Source organism: Roseivivax halodurans JCM 10272 (assembly GCF_000521785.1).
GTDB lineage: Bacteria > Pseudomonadota > Alphaproteobacteria > Rhodobacterales > Rhodobacteraceae > Roseivivax > Roseivivax halodurans.
The window spans coordinates 16,770-32,173 of the sequence record NZ_JALZ01000012.1 but is presented as its reverse complement, the minus strand read 5'-3'; the positions used below and the strand labels follow the sequence as shown (position 1 = coordinate 32,173).

Here is a 15,404-nt window from a genome sequence, read left to right as displayed (position 1 = left end):
CTTCATCCGACATCCACAATAAAAAGGGGCCGGTCTAGGACCGGCCCCAAGGTTGGCGGAGCTCAATGGGACAGCGGGGGGGGGCGAGCGAACTCCGCCAGGCAGATCGATCAGTGCGCCGTATCGGCCGGGCTTTGCGTTTCACCGTTGCGGAACGCAAGACGCAGGCCAATCGCGGCAGTCATGGCGCCGAGCAGAAGCAGGCCCCAGGCCCCACCTGCAGGCATTTGCCAGGCAAAGACCGGGATCACGATGGCAAGGGCGCCGACGCTCGCCAGAAGAAGCCCGTCGCCGCGGCCGGGCCATTGGATGGCTTTTGCTGCGATGGCTGCGATCGTAAGTCCGATGAGGTGCGCGGCCACGGCTTTTTCAGGCGATAGAGACACCATGAACGGAAGAATTGCGGCAAGAACGCCGAAGACCAGCGCGACGGTCACTGCGCGCTTACCGGTCGGAACAAGGGTCGACATGTCGGTTCTCCTCCTCTCTCTGGTCATGAACGCGATCGGGATCGTGCCCGTCGCATGACACTGATTGGAAAACGCGGAGGCGAACGGTCTCATCCTCGATTTTCGTTCCTATCACGGAAAAGAGATACCGCCCGGGTGGCCGGGCGGTATCTTCGCTACGCGAGAATGGTCTCGCGTCAGATCTGATTTGCCAGATCGGCTGCAAGGGTCTGCATCGATCCGCCATCCGTCTTGCCGATCAACGCGAAGTCGATATTCGGCGTGCTCCAGTACCCTACTGCACGGTCGGGATAGTCCACGACCTGGAGCGGCGCTACGGGGCGGTTGTCAGGGTGCTTTGCGAGCGTCAGAGAATAGCGCACGCCGCCTGCATCCTCATAGATGAATTGCGCCAGCGGTCCTTCCTTGGTGCCCAGAAGGCGCGCGCCCACGACAGACATGCCGTACCCTCCGAGGTCGGGCGCGTTGACCGGCACCCCGATCTTGGCCGAGAACCATTCGGCTGCGCTGTCCATATCGGTAGCGGTAAACTCGGCCGGCCTGACGATATCCTCCGCAAAAACGGTATGCGCGCCGACCGCTTCGGAGACGTATTCCGGCACGCCCGATGCCTTGGACACCGACATCGATGGCGGTGTCCAGGCGGCGTGGCCCCACCAGCCAAGCGTAACCAGCGTCACCGCAGCGGCAATCCGTGTTGCGCCGTGCAGCCACGGCCCGGCCGAAAAGCTGCGGGGCGCTTGTCGCCGGTGCAGCCGTGCTGCCAGGCGCTTCTCGAGCCGTGCGGTCTTGAGCGGAACAGGCCCGGTGGCCGCTATTCCGGCCAAGGCGTCTCCGATCTGGTCCTTGTGGCGCGCATAGGCCTCAAGCCGCTCCTGCGCCTCGGGGTCTCCCTCGAGACGCGCCTCGATCTCGGCGGCTTCGTCGGGTCCGAGCTCTCCGTCGAGATAGGCGTTGATGTCGATCTGTTCCGCGAGTGTCATTTGACCTCTCCTCACACGACCAGCTTGAACTTGGCCGATTTGGCTTTTCCGACAATCTGGCGGAGGGCTTCGCGGCCCCGGCCGAGCCGGCTGTAGAAGGTGCCCAGCGGCACATCGAGCGTGCTTGCCGCCTCGGCGTAGCTCATCTCTTTCAGCGCCACGAGAACGATGGGCAGGCGCTGCGCTTCGGGTAGCTGTTCCAGGGCGTCGAGCACCTGCTGAAGCTCGATCCGTTTGGTCGGATCGCTCTCTTCCACCGGATCGGGCAGCATCAGCCGCGCATCGTCGCGCGTCTTGGCGCGGCGCCGTTCGCTGACATGGGTGTTGTGCAGGATGCGGAAGAGCCAGACCCTGAGGTCTGATCCTGGCTGCCAGCTGTCAGAGGCGGCAATCGCCTTGGCCAGCGTTTCCTGGACCAGATCCTCGGCCTGATCCCGGTTGCGGGTCAGCACCAGAGCGTAGCGCCTGAGGCTGGTCACGTAGTCGGTCAGTCGTCGCTCGAGTTCCGCGCGTGCGTCCATCTCTTACCCCCTGCTGTCTGAAGATGAATACGCGCCCGGCGGATGGATCATCCCTGTCCTGCGGCAAAATTTTTCGTCATCGCCTTCCTCGCATTTCAAGCGGATGAAAGCCGGTCTCCATGCGTCTTTGTCACGAACCGTCGGGGAGGCCTCAGCCAGTGACCATGACATCGGCACAATCGGGATCGGTACTGAGGGGGACGCTTGTTCCCGCCGGAGCGGCCACGTCGCGCCGCAGGATAAGACTCGGTCGCCGAAGCGCGAAAATGACCGCTGTGGCGCTCGTTCTCGGCGCGGTGCTCAATTACGGCGTGCTCGCTCCTCTGACGCACGACATCGATGCCGATCCGGCCTTCCGCGCGACGCTTGTCCCCGAGGGGGGAAGCGCGGCTGTCGCGACCGCCGCCGCGCTGATCGACCGGGAAGTGGGAGTGCATGGCTGGACGCCCAATGATCCGCTGATCGCGCCCTCGGCGGTGCTCGACAACATGCCGAACTTTCAGGCCGGCGTGGTGAAGGCGGTCGGGCGCTTCAGTTTCGAGTTGCTCGACCAGATCGCCCGGACCCGCGGCTCGTCCAGCGCCGATCCCGACCTCGAACGGGCCAGCGGCTTCCTGCAATTCCCGCCCGACATCTGGGTCTGGGAGCCCTCGCGCTCGATCCTGCCCACCGTTCCCTCGGAAAGCCAGTATCTGCAGGGACAGGCGGCGCTCGAGCGCTACAACATGCGCCTCGCCGCCGGCAATGCCGTGTTCGAACGAAGGGCCGATACGCTCGCGGGAACCCTGTCGCGGATCTCGGCCGATCTCGGCTCTCAGACCGCGCAACTCGAGCGCGCGCAGCGGACCGGCTGGTGGATCTTCAGCCGCACCGCGGACGATGTGTTCTACCAGAACAAGGGCATGCTCTACAGCTATTTCGTGATGCTCGCCGCGCTCGGCGAGGATTTCGAGCCGGTAATCCGCGAGAGGAACCTTGCGACCGTCTGGACGCAGGCGCTCGAAAGCCTGCGGCAGGGCTCACAGCTTGCTCCGGCCATCGTTCTCAACGGGGATCGCGACCGGTCGATCTTCGCCAATCATCTGGCGTTGCAGGGTTTCTACATGAAACGGGCGATCCTGCAGCTCGAGGAGGCGGTCAGTGTCATGGCCGTCTGAAACGAACGTTCAACCCAACAGGAGGATTAGAGAAATGTTCACCTTCCGCTCGCGCCGCGCCGAAGACATGTCCAGCGATCCAGCCGCTTCGTCCGGCCTGCGGGAGCGCTACGAGAGCTGGCGCTTCCGCCGCGATCTCGCCGCGATCATGGCGGCGCTCGACCGCCTCTCCGATCGCCGTCTCGAGATGATCGGCATCCGGCGCGACGACCTCTTCGAGGCCGTGTCCGACATGATGATGCGCGCCGAAGAGGAGAGAGCGATCGGTCGCGAGGTCATGGCCCTCCTCGACACGCCAAAAGCCAAGACGCCGGCCGCCGCTGTCGCGGACGGGGCCGGGGTGCCGCAGAGCGTTGCGGCCTGAAAAGAGGTTCCGTGCCTCGCGCAGAGCCGATCCAACTTTATGCGACAGAGCCGGCCGAGTGCCGGCTCTTTTGCGTTCGCCACCGGCTTATCCGCGGGAGGTGGACTTCCGGAGCCTGGAGCGTTCCGGCGGTTTCAAGGCCCTGCGATCTCGACCCGTATTTATCAATCGCCGGATCCGAGCCCTGCCGAGCCGCCTTCGCCCCGAGCAGCAGGAGGCCGGATTTGCAGACCATCACGAGACTAGCTTCGGCCGGATCGGCCGCCACCGCCGTCGCCTTCGGCCCGGCACGCATCGGTTTCGGCCTTTTCCTGCCGCAGTTCCGTGAGACGTTCTCGATCTCCACAGGCGCGGCGGGACTGATCTCGAGCCTCGGCTTTGCCGCGTTCTTTCTGGCCCTCGGCTGTTCCTACAAGCTGATTGCCCGCACGGGACCGCGCGTGCCCATCGTGTGCGGCATGATCGCGGCCTGCTCGGGACTGGCTGCGGTTGCCGCTGCGCCCAACGTTGTCGTGCTCGCGGCCGGCATCTGCCTGGCCAGCGCCAGCGCCGGGTTTTCATGGACGCCGTTCAACAACGCCGCTCAGAGGGTCCTCTACGAGCAGGATCGCCCCGGAGCATTGTCGGCGATCAGTTCGGGAACGGCTGTCGGCGTGCTTCTGGCGGGTGTTCTGGCGCTGTCACTGGTCTTCTTCGGCTATGATTGGCGGATCATCTGGGCGATCTTCGCCGCCTCCGCGGCCGGAGCGGGACTCGCCAATCTCCTTGCTCTGACCGACACGGTGGAGCCGGCAGGCGAGGCACCGCCGCGCAAATGGGGCGAGCTCGTCACCCGCTCCGCGATCCCGCTCTATCTGGTCGCGTTGTCCTTCGGGGTCACCAACGGCATCTACGTCACCTTCGCCGCCGACCGCGTGACCGAACAGGGCGGTCTCGTCGGGCTGCCGTCGCAGGCCAGCGGTGCCGTCGTCTTTGCGGCATACGGCGCGCTCGGGCTTCTCGGTCTCCTGACCGCCCGCATCAAATCCGCCATAGGCCTGTCATGGCTCCTCCGGGCGCTCAATCTCGGCGCGGCGCTCTCCATCGCAATCATCGCCTGGACGCCCACGTCGTGGCCAGGCGTGGTCGTCTCCGCGGGCCTTCAGGGCATCTTCGTCATGATGATCAGCGCGGTCCTGTCGCTCTGGTCCGAGCGGCTCTTTCCCGACCTTCCCTCGCTCAGCTTCACGGCGGCGCTCTTGATCACCGGGGCGGGCAATATCGCGGGGCCTGTGCTTGCGGGGGCGGCATCTTCGGCATTCGGACCGGGGCCGATGTTCGTCGGGACGGCGGCTCTCGCGCTCGCCACCTCGGTTGTGCTGACGCCGGGCATCATCCGCGAGAAGGCATCCTACGGCGAGACCTGACGGCTACGTGCCATTACTGAAGATGGCACGATAGGTGGATGCGCTCTGGCGATCGCGCGGGGCAGATGCAAGCCTCTCGACCTCTATCCGCCACAGATCGACTGCAGCCGAAGCCATTCGGAATCGGTCAGGACCTGACGGCTGCCCTCGCCGCGGCGCGGGTCGGCCTCGATGAGCCGGAAGGTGCTCTCTCCGGTCACGTCTTCCCAGTAGGCATAGGGACCGGAACGCAGTTCGGCCTTCTCGAAGGCCGCGAGCAGAACATCTGACGGCACGTGGCGCGTGCTGCGTTCCGTCAGCAGATGCTCGGCGTAATCGTCGAGGGCGCTGTCGGGCATGGCGCCGGTCGTCAACAGCCGCAGGCTCGCCATCAGTCCGGAATGGCGGAGGAGGTCCTCCAGCGGATCGGTCCCGGCGGCGCGCACCGCCTCGGCGAGGACGTAACCCGCGGGCACGTCGGGATCTTCGGGATCTTCGAGCAGAGAGCGCGACATCAGGATGCGCCCACCCGGCAGATGGGCAGTATCCTCGAGCCCTTCCGGCAGCACCACGAGCGCGCCGCGCCTCCGGTCGCCGAGCACCCTCGCCGCCAGCGCCGAAAGAGGCGCGCGCGCTTCCGGTGCCGAACAGGGCTGGCCGGAGACGCGGGTGATCCGGCCGAGAAGGGCCTCCCCGATCTCGGCGCGTTTGACCTCCGGCACGACGGCCGTCGCGTAGGAGAGCAGCGCCCCCGGCACCACGACAACAGCGGCCGCGATGATCGCCGCGGCAATGGAGGCCGAAAGCCATACCCGAAGCTTGCCGGGCCGCGGGCGCCGCCGCTCGACCGCGCGCAGGATGCGCTCGAGCGCCTCGATCATGTCGCTCGCATCGGACGCGAGTTCGAGTGTCTCGTCCGGATCGCCGTCGGGAAAGTAGATCGCCGGATCCTGCCCCTTCGGCCCGGCGCGGGCGACCGCGGCGAGGGACCAGTGCGAAAGCGGGCGATCCTGGAAATCCTTGATGGTGAGGGAGGCATCGCCGAGCGCCACGACGACCTCGCGGCGCTGCGCACCGAGTTCGGGGCGCCAGAGGCCGGTTGCCTCGAGCCGCTGGTATTCCTCTAGCGCTGTCATCCTCAGGGCTGCTCTGCCTCGATTTTTCGAAACCTAACACGTGCCGTTCGGGGCGTCCATCGCGACCCCGCGCGCCCCGCACCTCCGTTCCGGGGGGCGACTAAAGGCTTATCCCCGCTTCGGAGCTTCGCGTGCTCACGGTCTTTACAAGGCGTCGCGGGTCCGATGATCTGCCAGTGATCGGGTATCGGGATCGCCGAAGAGAGGCTTGCTGAGCAGTCAGACATGCCGAGCCGGCCGAGGATGCCGACAGGGAAGGGAGGATCCGAGATCGTGAGAGACAGAGGAAAAGCGTTGCAGATGCGGGCGTTTGGCGCGGCCATCGCGCTCTCGCTCGCCGCCGGACCGATGGCGGCGCAGGAGAGTGGTGGCACCGGGTTCGGTCTCGCCGGAGTCCTTTCGGCGAGCAACAAGGAGGATCTGCCCCCGATCACCCTGTCCTCCGGAACGCCGCTGGCGGAGGAGGGGTGGACCCTGAAATCCGGAACCTACTACGAGTTCGAGATCGAGGGCGACGGCAGCCAGGAGCTGGCTCTCGTCGGCCCGGAGTTCTTCCGCGCCGTCTGGGTCGACGAGATCGTGGTCAACGGGCTCGAAATCCGCCCGCTCGGCCTCGACTCGGTGGAGTTCGACGAAGCCGGTGTGATGGAGATCGGCTTTGTCGCGATCAAGCCCGGGCGTTATTACATGAAGATCCCGGGCTCGACGGGAGAGTCGCAGCGCATTGACATCACCATCGAATAGCGGGCTCCGGGTGCGCGGGCTCTCGCATGCCTACGGTGCGAAGCAGGCGCTCGACGATGTGTCGTTCGACGCGGAGCCGGGGCGCTTCACCGCGCTTCTTGGCCCGAACGGTGCGGGGAAGTCGACGCTCTTCGCGCTCCTGACGCGGCTTTTCTCGGCCGGCACCGGGTCAATATCGGTAGGTGGTCATGATCTGAACCGCGCCCCGCGGCAGGCGCTCGCGTGCATGGGGATCGTGTTCCAGCAGCCGACGCTCGACCTCGACCTGACGGTCCGCCAGAACCTCGCCTATTTCGCCGCGCTCCACGGGCTTTCGGGCAGGGCCGCGCGGCTGCGCATCGACGAGAGCCTCGAGCGCCTCGCGATGGGAGAGCGCGCCTCCGAGAAGGTCCGCGCCCTGAACGGCGGGCATCGCAGGCGAACGGAGCTCGCGCGGGCTCTGGTCCATTCGCCGAGGGTCCTGCTCTGCGACGAGCCGACCGTGGGCCTCGACGCCGCATCCCGCGCGGCGATCGTCTCGCATGTCCACGCGCTTGCGGCCGAAGGGCTGACGGTGCTCTGGGCGACGCACCTGACCGACGAGGTCGGCCCCGACGATCACCTCATCATCCTGCACCGGGGCCGGATCCTGCGGGACGGCGCGGCACGCGACATCACCGAGGACGGCGATCTCTCGGGGACCTTCCTTCGCCTCACCGACAGCGGAGAGACCTCTGGCATCGCCGGCATCAGTCGGGAGGGGCACGCATGACGTGGCTCGTCGCGCTCCGTGCCATTGTCCAGCGCGAGGCGCTGCGCTTCCTGCACCAACGCGAGAGGTTCCTCGCCGCGCTCGTGCGCCCGCTCGTCTGGCTCCTGGTCTTCGCGGCTGGCTTCCGCGCCGCGCTGGGGCTGTCGATCATCCCGCCCTACCAGACCTACATCACCTACGAGACCTACATCGTTCCGGGCCTCTGCGGGATGATCCTGCTCTTCAACGGAATGCAATCCTCGCTCAGCCTCGTCTACGACCGCGAGATGGGTTCGATGCGGCTTCTGCTCACGGCCCCCTTGCCGCGCTGGTGGCTCCTTTTCTCGAAGCTTCTCGCCGCGACCGCCATCTCGATCCTGCAGGTCTACACCTTCCTGCTGATTTCCGGGCTCTACGGCATCGACCACCCGCCCTGGGGATACGTCCTCGTGCTGCCGGCACTGCTCGTGGCCGGCCTGATGCTCGGGTCTCTCGGTCTTGCGCTCTCGTCCTTCGTGCAGCAGCTCGAGAACTTCGCTGGTGTGATGAATTTCGTGATCTTCCCGATGTTCTTCCTGTCTTCCGCGCTCTACCCGCTCTGGAAGATGGCGGAATCCTCGCCGCTCCTGCGTGACATCTGCGCCGTCAATCCCTTCACCCACGCGGTCGAACTCATCCGTTTCGCCCTGCACGGGCAGCTCAACCTGCCGGCCCTCGGCTGGACGCTGCTGGCCACTGCGGCCTTCACCGCGCTCGCGCTCTGGGGCTACGATCCCGCCCGCGGCATGTCCCGCCCGAAAGGCTAGGCGAGGCCTTCAGTGCGATTCCGAAAGGCGGCGCCAGCGCGTAGTGCGGCGCTCCCATGTCTGCAGCAGGGCGACGTCGATCGCCAGCATCACGGCGACGAAGGTCAGGGAATAGGCGAGCACGTGCCCGACCTCGAAGAGCTGGAAGTAGAGGTGGATCTGGAAGCCGACGCCGTTGGACCGTCCGAGGAACTCGACCACCAGCACGATCTTCCAGATGATTGCGAGGCCGTTCCGGGTGGAGGCCGCGAGGAACGGCCAGAGCTGCGGCAGGATGACGTGCCTGAGCCGCGCCAGAGCGCTCATCCGGAACACCCGCGCCATGTCCGACAGCCGTGGATCGAGCGCCCGCACGCCCTCGCGGATGTTCACCGCGACCATGGCTGTCTTGTTGAAGGCGGCCGCCGCGATCGCGGCGACCTCGTTCAGGCCGATCCAGAGATAGCAGAGCACGATGACGACGAGAGCCGGCACGTTCAGCGCGACGATGACCCACGGGCCGAACCAGGCGTCCACGGTGTCGGAGCGGCCGAGCGCGAAACCAATTGCGAGACCGCCGAGCATGGCAAGCGAAAATCCGGCGACGACTCGCCAGAGTGTCCAGGCGACGTGATGCAGCAGCTCGCCCGAGGCAAGCTCTTCCCGAACGATGCCCAGCACCTCCACCGGGCCCGGCAGCAGCTCGGCATCCGCGTTGATCCACGCGGCGAGCATCCAGATCACGACGAGGGCGCAGAGGGACAGCGGCAGGGTCGCCGGGCCTTGTCCCGACAGGAGCGACCGAGCCCCGCCGTGCCTCCCTGCCGCCACGCGTTCCACGCCGTCCTCCATTGCTTCGTACCTGCCGGGCCGGCGGATGCCCCCGACCGGCCCCTCGTCCCCGATGGAACCCGGTCGGCCGCGGAGAGACAACACAGCCGATGGTCCCGGCAGCTTTGCCGCGCCCGCCCGGTCAGGCGCCCTCCGCCTGCAGCCGCGCCGGGGGGCCCCCAAGCCGCAGCACCCTGTCGGCGAGCCGTTCCGCCTCCGCCTCGGCATGGGTCACGAGGAGCGTCGTCGTACCCTCGGCGGCCCGCAGACCTTCGAATACCGTCATCATCTCGTCCACCAGCCCCGGATCGAGAGACACAAACGGCTCGTCCATCAGGAGCAGCTCGGGCCGGGCGGCAATGGCGCGAGCGAGCGACAGGCGCCGCTGCTGGCCGAGAGACAATTGCCCCGGGAAATAGGAGTGCCGCCCGCCCAGCCCGACCCGGTCGAGCCAGATGGCGGCTTCGGCCTCGCCGATCCCCGTTGTCACCGTCAGGTTCTGGATCGCGCTGCGCCAGGGAAGCAGGGTGGGTTCCTGAAAGGCCGTCGACAGACGGTCAGGGGCGGTGATGTGTCCCTCGTAGCGCCGCTCGAGTCCCGCAATGCATCTCAGGAGCGTCGACTTGCCGATGCCGGACGGGCCCAGAAGCGCGATGGTCTCGCCCCGCCGCTGCGAGAAGCGGATGGCTCCCAGGATCTGCTGTGCCGACAGCCAGAGCCCCTCGAGATCGACCTCGAGTAAAGCCAATCAGCTGGCCGGATCGAAGAACGTGCCCTCGGGCAGGCTGTCCGCGTCGCCGACGAGCGCGTCGCCACCACTTTCGGCCATGAAGCGCAGCATCTTGTCGACCTCCTCCTCGTCGACCGGCCCCGGTTTCGGAACGCCGGCGAGAAAGCCCTGTTTCAGCGCCTCGAACTCGGCGTCGTTCTCGGCATTCATGGCGGGTCGAAGCGCGTCCCATGCCGCGTCGTCCTCGGCCAGAAGCGCCTTGGCGTCGCGACTTGCCGCGGCGAGCCCCCGGATCAGGTCGGGGTTCTCGCGGACCAGTTCGCCCTTGACCACGTAGCCGAGAAGCGGGGTGTCCGGATCGAGCCCGAGCGCCTCGGCCGCATCGGCGATGTCGACGAGCTTTCGCATGCCGGCCGCTTCCATCTTGGCCATGTAGTGCCAGTAGTTGATCGCCCCGTCGAGCTCGCCCGACGTCGCGGTCTTGTAGATCAAAGGCGGCGCCCCGAAGACCTGTTCGGTCTCCGCCACGAGATCCATGTCCAGCACCTGCCGGGCATAGGCCTGCACGATGAGCCAGGACTTGTCGAGCGGGCCCCCGGCGATCCCGATCTTGCCGCCGGCGAGATCGGCCAGCGTTTCGGCCGGGCTGTCGCCCGCCACCATCACGCCTCCGACGGCGGTCGAGTAGGGGATGAAGACGAAATCCTTGCCAGCGGCGCGCTGCCGCGCGACCCACAGCCAGTCCGAGACGATCACGTCCACCGCGCCGCCCTGAAAGGCGATCTCGCCGGCCGAGCCCGACGCGACGCCGCGCACCTCGAGGTCGAATCCGCGGGCCTCGTCGAGCCCGTTTTCCCGGATCGTCGTAAGTTCCCAGTTCACGGTCCCGAACTCGAGCACGGCCGCCTCGAGGACGGGGCGGTCCTGAGCGGCGGCTGACGTCACGAGGCAGCAGAGACCGAGGATTGCGCCGCTGAACGCTCCGATACGCATGGGCATGTCCCCCTCCCTTGTCGCTGCCGAGACTACCACTCGTGCGGCCGAGACAAATGCGACCAAAGGCTCGGCCAGGCCCGGGACCGCGTGGGCGCGGGGACGGACCGGGCTGCGGAAGGTGGAATCTGTCGGGAATGCCTGGAGAGACACCGTCCGGAAAGCTCCAGGTGCAGGCTGCCCGCCGCCCGAACCCCTCGGCGACGGGAGAGCTTTAAATCCTTATCATGCAGCAGCTTTTCGCCCGAGGATCCCGGCCACGGTCTCTCCCATCGCGGAAGGGTTCGGGGCGACTGTGATCCCTGCCGCCGAGAGCATCTCGACCTTCTCCTGCGCGCTTTCGCCGAAGGCCGAGATGATCGCGCCGGCATGACCCATCTGACGGCCCTTCGGAGCGGAAAGGCCCGCCACGTAGGCGGCGACGGGCTTCGTCATGTGATCGCGGACATAGGCCGCGGCCGCGGCCTCTTGCGGACCGCCGATTTCCCCGATCATCATCACCGCGTCGGTGTCCGGGTCCGCCTCGAAGAGTTCGAGGATGTCGCGGAAGGACGAGCCGTTGATCGGATCGCCGCCGATCCCGATCGAGGAGGACACGCCGATGCCGAGCGCCGCCATCTGCGACGCCGCCTCGTAACCGAGCGTGCCCGAGCGCCCGACGATCCCGACACGGCCCGGCAGGTAGATGTGCGGCGGCATGATGCCCATGAAGCCAAGGCCGGGAGAGATGATGCCGGCGCAGTTCGGTCCGATCAGACGCATCTTCCGTTCGCGCGGATATCGGCGGAGGAACCGCTTCACCCGCATCATGTCCTGCGCCGGGATGCCGTCGGTGACGCAGACCGCCGTCCGGATGCCGGCATCGGCAGCCTCCATCATCGCGTCGGCGGCAGCGGGGGGCGGCACGAAGAGAAGCGAGGCGTCGGCGCCCGTCGCCTCCACCGCTTCGCGCACGGTGTCGAAGACGGGCCGGCCGAGCACCGTGGTGCCGCCTTTGCCGGGTGTGACGCCGGCGACCACGTTCGTGCCCGCTTCGATCATCTCCTTCGCATGGAATTGTCCGATACGGCCCGACAGGCCCTGAACGACGACGCGGGTCTTTTCGGTGATGAGAATGGCCATGATGAATCTCCGTCTCAGGCGGCGGCGGTCTGCGGGCGGGCGCGCACCGCGGCGTCGGCCGCGGAGGCCAGGGTGTCGGCCGAATGGATGGGCAGGCCGCTCGTCTCGATGATCCTGCGCCCCGCTTCGACATTCGTGCCAGCGAGCCGGACGATGACGGGAACGCGCACCCCGACCTCGCGGAACGCCTGCACCACGCCTTCGGCGATCCAGTCGCAGCGATTGATGCCGGCAAAGATGTTGACGAGGATGACGCTGACCTTGGGGTCCGACAGGACCGTGCGGAAGGCCGTGCAAACCCGCTCGGGGCTCGCGCCGCCGCCGATGTCGAGGAAGTTGGCCGGGGCTCCGCCGGCAAGCTCGATCATGTCCATCGTCGCCATGGCGAGCCCGGCGCCGTTGATGATGCAGCCGATGTCCCCGTCGAGGCCGACATAGGAGAGCCCGTTGTCCCGTGCTGCGCTCTCGCGGGGGTCCTCCTGGCCGGGATCGCGCAGCGCGGCGACCTCGGGACGGCGGAAGAGGGCGTTGGTGTCGAAGGACATCTTCGCGTCGAGTGCGACCAGCCGCCCGTCGCCGGTCACGACCAGGGGATTGATCTCGACCATGGTCGCGTCGAGGTCGCGGTAGGCGCGGTAGCAGGCCCGGAGTGCGGTCACCATCTGCGCCGTCTGCGTACCCCCGAGGCCGAGCTTGAAGGCGAGTTCGCGGGCCTGATATTCGGCGAGGCCCACCGCGGGATCGATCACCATGCGCACGAGGCTCTCCGGATCGTCCTCGGCCAGGTCCTCGATCTCCATGCCGCCATGGGCGGAGGCGACGATCATGATCCGCTCGGATGTCCGGTCGAGCACGAAGCCGAGATAGAGCTCGCGCGCGATGTCCGACACTTCCTCGATCCAGAGGCGGTGGATCTGTCTGCCGCCCGCGCCGGTCTGCTTTGTGACGAGCGTCGTTCCAAGGAGCCTTTGCGCAGCCTCGCGGACCTCGGCCTCACTCCTGCAGACCTTCACGCCCCCGGCCTCGCCCCGGCCGCCCGAATGAACCTGCGCCTTGACCACGCAAGGGCCCCCGCCAAGCTCGCGGCAGCGAAAGGCGGCCTGTTCGGGCGTGAAGGCGATCCCGCCGCGCGGCACCGGCATGCCGAAGCCGGCAAGGATGTCCTTCGACTGATGCTCGTGGATGTCCATCGTTTGATCCTCCCTTTGCCCCCTTGCGTCGGTCAGACGCTCGGAGCGGTCTCCTTGGCGGCAATCGCCTTGGCGATGTCGATCACGTTGCGGGCCATCTTCTCGCTCGCGGCGTCGATCATCTTGCCGTCAAGGCTGGCCGCGCCGCGGCCCTCCCGTTCGGCCTCTTTCAGCGTTTCGATGATCCGTTCGGCCTTGGAGACCTCGGCCTCGGGTGGGCTGAAGACATCGTTGGCCATGTCGATCTGGCTGGGGTGGATCGCCCACTTGCCCTCGCAGCCGAGAGCCGCGGCCCGCCGTGCCGCATCGAGGTAGCCATCGGGATCGCGGAAATCGCCGAACGGGCCGTCGATGGCGCGGAGCCCGTAGGCCCGGCACGCGACCACCATGCGCGAGATCGACGCGTGCCACTGGTCGCCGGGATAAACGGGATTGAGCCCGCCGATATTGACCGTGCGCGCCCGCATCGACGCGGCGTAATCGGCGACGCCGAAATGAAGCGCCTCGAGACGCCCGCCGAACCGGGCGATCTCCTCGACATTGGCCATGCCGAGCGCGGTCTCGATCAGCGCCTCCAGCCCGACCTTCCGCTCGAGCGCGCAGGCCTGCTCGATCTGGTTGACCATCGCCTCCACGGCGTAGAGATCGGCCGGCACGCCGACCTTGGGCACGAGCAGGGTGTCGATCCGATCGCCCGCCTGCTCCATCAGATCGACCACGTCGCGGTACATGTACTGCGTGTCGAGCCCGTTGATCCGGACCGACACGGTCTTGCCCCGCGCGGACCAGTCAATGTCGTTGAGCGCCGCGATGGCGTTGCGCCGCGCCTGCGCCTTCTCGGGCGGGGCGACGGCGTCCTCGAGGTCGAGGAACACGAAGTCGGCTGCGCTGACCGCGGCCTTCTCGATCATCGCGGGATCGGAGGCCGGGACCGCCAGTTCGGACCGCTGAAGCCGCTGGCTGCGGAGGGGGTGCAATGTGTGGGACATCTTGCTGCGCCTTTATTCTGCGGCGAGAGCGATGCGCTCGCGCGCCTCGGTGCCGAAGGCGTAGAAGGCCTGCGCCGCCGCGACGCCCGATCCGAGCTGGAGCCGAACACCGGAGCGGGCGAGCGCCATCTCCGCGATGCCGAGCGCCGAGAGACACATGCCCTCGTTGAGATCGCCGAGATGCCCGATGCGGAACACCTTTCCGGCGAGCTGCGCGAGGCCGGTGCCGAAGGAGGTGTTGTACTCCTCGTAGGCGATGCGGATGACCTCGCGGGCATCGACCGCCTCCGGCACGCGGATGGCCGACACGGTGTCCGAGTAGAGTGCGGGCTCAGCCGCGACGAGGTCCAGCCCCCATGCCGAAACGCCCCGGCGGACTCCCTCGGCAAGCCTGTGGTGACGCGCGATGACCGCATCGAGCCCCTCAGCCTCGATACGGGCGAGGGACTTCGCGAGACCGTGCAGGATCTGGGTCGGCGGCGTGTAGGGGAAGTATCCGTCGGCGTTCATCTTCCGCATGTCGGAGAATTCGAAATAGGCCCGGCGCATCGTCGACCGCGTCGAGGCGTCCATCGCCTTTTCGCTGACCGCGAGGATGCCGAGGCCCGCGGGGCACATCAGGCCCTTCTGGCTGCCAGTGACGGCGAGATCGACGCCCCATTCGTCCATCCGGAAGTCGATCGACGCGATGGACGAGACCCCGTCGACGAAAAGGAGCGCGTCGTGGAAGGTCTCGTCGAGCGCGCGGCGTACCCCGGCGACGTCCGAGGTCACGCCGGTTGCGGTCTCGTTATGGGTGACGAACACCGCCTTGATCGCGTCCTCCCGATCCTCTCCCAAGCGACGCTCGAACTCCGCGACCGGGACGCCCTGGCCCCAGGGCACGTCGATCACCTCGACATCGAGCCCGAGCCGCTCGGCCATCTCGACCCAGAGCGTCGAGAACTGGCCATGCCGCGACATCAGGACCTTGTCACCCGGGTTCAGCGTGTTGGTGATCGCGGCCTCCCAGGCGCCGGTGCCCGATCCGGGAAACAGGAAGACCTCGGCGGAGGCGGAGCGCATCACACGGCGCAATCCGTCGAAGAGCCCGAGCGTCAGCGCGCCGAAATCGGGGGCCCGCATGTCCTGCATCGGCACGTTCATGGCCTGTCGGACGCTCTCGGGAATGTTGGTGGGGCCGGGGATGAACAGGTGGGTCTGGCCGGTGCGCATGGATAAGGTCCTCCTCAAGGTTGTCCCAGGCTGCGTCGCTTGCCACCATGCTGCAAAGC

Annotated in this window: 17 protein-coding genes; 6 read left to right on the top strand and 11 right to left on the bottom strand. The window is 67.1% G+C overall.

Going from position 1 to position 15,404, the window contains the following annotated elements; translation table 11 throughout:
* Positions 1-110: 110 nt before the first annotated feature.
* The 3 genes from OCH239_RS12300 to OCH239_RS12290 all read right to left on the bottom strand — a co-directional run bounded on the left by OCH239_RS12300 (position 111) and on the right by OCH239_RS12290 (position 1,974).
* Positions 111-470, bottom strand: a complete 360-nt coding sequence (locus OCH239_RS12300) for a hypothetical protein (RefSeq protein WP_037263035.1) — start codon at positions 468-470, stop codon at positions 111-113.
* 176 nt (positions 471-646) lie between these two features.
* Positions 647-1,453 (bottom strand): anti-sigma factor family protein, encoded by an 807-nt coding sequence (locus OCH239_RS12295; RefSeq protein ID WP_037263032.1) that lies wholly within the window; start codon positions 1,451-1,453, stop codon positions 647-649.
* Between the two features lie 11 nt (positions 1,454-1,464).
* Positions 1,465-1,974: a sigma-70 family RNA polymerase sigma factor gene (locus OCH239_RS12290; protein WP_037263030.1), complete on the bottom strand. Its 510-nt coding sequence runs from the start codon at positions 1,972-1,974 to the stop codon at positions 1,465-1,467.
* A gap of 266 nt (positions 1,975-2,240) precedes the next feature.
* On the opposite strand from OCH239_RS12290, the gene OCH239_RS12285 reads away from it, so the two are divergent.
* From OCH239_RS12285 to OCH239_RS12275, 3 genes are all read left to right on the top strand, one after another.
* Positions 2,241-3,131: a DUF2333 family protein gene (locus tag OCH239_RS12285; protein ID WP_244430352.1), complete on the top strand. Its 891-nt coding sequence runs from the start codon at positions 2,241-2,243 to the stop codon at positions 3,129-3,131.
* A 34-nt stretch (positions 3,132-3,165) separates the two neighbouring features.
* Positions 3,166-3,495 carry a hypothetical protein gene (locus tag OCH239_RS12280; protein ID WP_051489447.1) on the top strand — a complete coding sequence of 110 codons (330 nt, stop codon included), beginning with the start codon at positions 3,166-3,168 and terminating at the stop codon, positions 3,493-3,495.
* Between the two features lie 224 nt (positions 3,496-3,719).
* Entirely contained in the window at positions 3,720-4,901 is a 1,182-nt protein-coding gene (locus OCH239_RS12275; RefSeq protein WP_037263027.1) for an MFS transporter, read from the top strand.
* A gap of 83 nt (positions 4,902-4,984) precedes the next feature.
* Here OCH239_RS12275 and OCH239_RS12270 read toward each other — a convergent pair whose 3' ends face one another.
* Complete coding sequence (locus tag OCH239_RS12270) at positions 4,985-6,016, bottom strand: hypothetical protein (RefSeq protein ID WP_037263024.1); 1,032 nt, start codon at positions 6,014-6,016, stop codon at positions 4,985-4,987.
* A 300-nt stretch (positions 6,017-6,316) separates the two neighbouring features.
* On the opposite strand from OCH239_RS12270, the gene OCH239_RS12265 reads away from it, so the two are divergent.
* From OCH239_RS12265 to OCH239_RS12255, 3 genes are read left to right on the top strand one after another with little or no spacing between them, the layout of a single operon-like run.
* Positions 6,317-6,760, top strand: coding sequence for a hypothetical protein (locus tag OCH239_RS12265; protein ID WP_037263021.1), 444 nt, complete (start codon positions 6,317-6,319; stop codon positions 6,758-6,760).
* Positions 6,741-7,511 (top strand): ABC transporter ATP-binding protein, encoded by a 771-nt coding sequence (locus OCH239_RS12260; protein ID WP_037263019.1) that lies wholly within the window; start codon positions 6,741-6,743, stop codon positions 7,509-7,511. Before OCH239_RS12265 ends, OCH239_RS12260 begins: the two co-directional genes overlap by 20 nt.
* Positions 7,508-8,296, top strand: coding sequence for an ABC transporter permease (locus OCH239_RS12255; RefSeq protein ID WP_037263016.1), 789 nt, complete (start codon positions 7,508-7,510; stop codon positions 8,294-8,296). The genes OCH239_RS12260 and OCH239_RS12255 overlap by 4 nt, the downstream gene beginning before the upstream one ends.
* A 9-nt stretch (positions 8,297-8,305) precedes the next feature.
* Here OCH239_RS12255 and OCH239_RS12250 read toward each other — a convergent pair whose 3' ends face one another.
* From OCH239_RS12250 to OCH239_RS12220, 7 genes are all read right to left on the bottom strand, one after another.
* Entirely contained in the window at positions 8,306-9,115 is an 810-nt protein-coding gene (locus tag OCH239_RS12250; RefSeq protein ID WP_244430351.1) for an ABC transporter permease, read from the bottom strand.
* A 133-nt stretch (positions 9,116-9,248) separates the two neighbouring features.
* Positions 9,249-9,854 carry an ABC transporter ATP-binding protein gene (locus OCH239_RS12245; protein ID WP_084782416.1) on the bottom strand — a complete coding sequence of 202 codons (606 nt, stop codon included), beginning with the start codon at positions 9,852-9,854 and terminating at the stop codon, positions 9,249-9,251.
* The gene (locus OCH239_RS12240; RefSeq protein WP_341871947.1) at positions 9,855-10,835 is read right to left on the bottom strand and encodes an ABC transporter substrate-binding protein; all 981 of its coding nucleotides are present in this window, start codon (positions 10,833-10,835) and stop codon (positions 9,855-9,857) included.
* Between the two features lie 219 nt (positions 10,836-11,054).
* Positions 11,055-11,951, bottom strand: a complete 897-nt coding sequence (gene sucD / locus OCH239_RS12235; protein ID WP_037263014.1) for a succinate--CoA ligase subunit alpha — start codon at positions 11,949-11,951, stop codon at positions 11,055-11,057.
* A 14-nt stretch (positions 11,952-11,965) separates the two neighbouring features.
* Positions 11,966-13,141, bottom strand: coding sequence for a malate--CoA ligase subunit beta (locus OCH239_RS12230; RefSeq protein WP_037263011.1), 1,176 nt, complete (start codon positions 13,139-13,141; stop codon positions 11,966-11,968).
* Between the two features lie 32 nt (positions 13,142-13,173).
* Positions 13,174-14,130: an HpcH/HpaI aldolase/citrate lyase family protein gene (locus tag OCH239_RS12225; RefSeq protein WP_037263009.1), complete on the bottom strand. Its 957-nt coding sequence runs from the start codon at positions 14,128-14,130 to the stop codon at positions 13,174-13,176.
* A gap of 12 nt (positions 14,131-14,142) precedes the next feature.
* On the bottom strand, positions 14,143-15,345 hold the full coding sequence (locus OCH239_RS12220) for a pyridoxal-phosphate-dependent aminotransferase family protein (RefSeq protein ID WP_037263007.1): 1,203 nt from the start codon (positions 15,343-15,345) through the stop codon (positions 14,143-14,145).
* Positions 15,346-15,404: the final 59 nt, after the last annotated feature.

Coding starts and splice junctions, on each gene's coding strand:
- OCH239_RS12300 (WP_037263035.1), bottom strand. CDS start 470: ATGTCGACCCTTGTTCCGACCGGTAAGCGCGCAGTGACCGTCGCGCTG.
- OCH239_RS12295 (WP_037263032.1), bottom strand. CDS start 1,453: ATGACACTCGCGGAACAGATCGACATCAACGCCTATCTCGACGGAGAG.
- OCH239_RS12290 (WP_037263030.1), bottom strand. CDS start 1,974: ATGGACGCACGCGCGGAACTCGAGCGACGACTGACCGACTACGTGACC.
- OCH239_RS12285 (WP_244430352.1), top strand. CDS start 2,241: ATGACCGCTGTGGCGCTCGTTCTCGGCGCGGTGCTCAATTACGGCGTG.
- OCH239_RS12280 (WP_051489447.1), top strand. CDS start 3,166: ATGTTCACCTTCCGCTCGCGCCGCGCCGAAGACATGTCCAGCGATCCA.
- OCH239_RS12270 (WP_037263024.1), bottom strand. CDS start 6,016: ATGACAGCGCTAGAGGAATACCAGCGGCTCGAGGCAACCGGCCTCTGG.
- OCH239_RS12265 (WP_037263021.1), top strand. CDS start 6,317: ATGCGGGCGTTTGGCGCGGCCATCGCGCTCTCGCTCGCCGCCGGACCG.
- OCH239_RS12255 (WP_037263016.1), top strand. CDS start 7,508: ATGACGTGGCTCGTCGCGCTCCGTGCCATTGTCCAGCGCGAGGCGCTG.
- OCH239_RS12240 (WP_341871947.1), bottom strand. CDS start 10,835: ATGCCCATGCGTATCGGAGCGTTCAGCGGCGCAATCCTCGGTCTCTGC.
- sucD (WP_037263014.1), bottom strand. CDS start 11,951: ATGGCCATTCTCATCACCGAAAAGACCCGCGTCGTCGTTCAGGGCCTG.
- OCH239_RS12230 (WP_037263011.1), bottom strand. CDS start 13,141: ATGGACATCCACGAGCATCAGTCGAAGGACATCCTTGCCGGCTTCGGC.
- OCH239_RS12225 (WP_037263009.1), bottom strand. CDS start 14,130: ATGTCCCACACATTGCACCCCCTCCGCAGCCAGCGGCTTCAGCGGTCC.
- OCH239_RS12220 (WP_037263007.1), bottom strand. CDS start 15,345: ATGCGCACCGGCCAGACCCACCTGTTCATCCCCGGCCCCACCAACATT.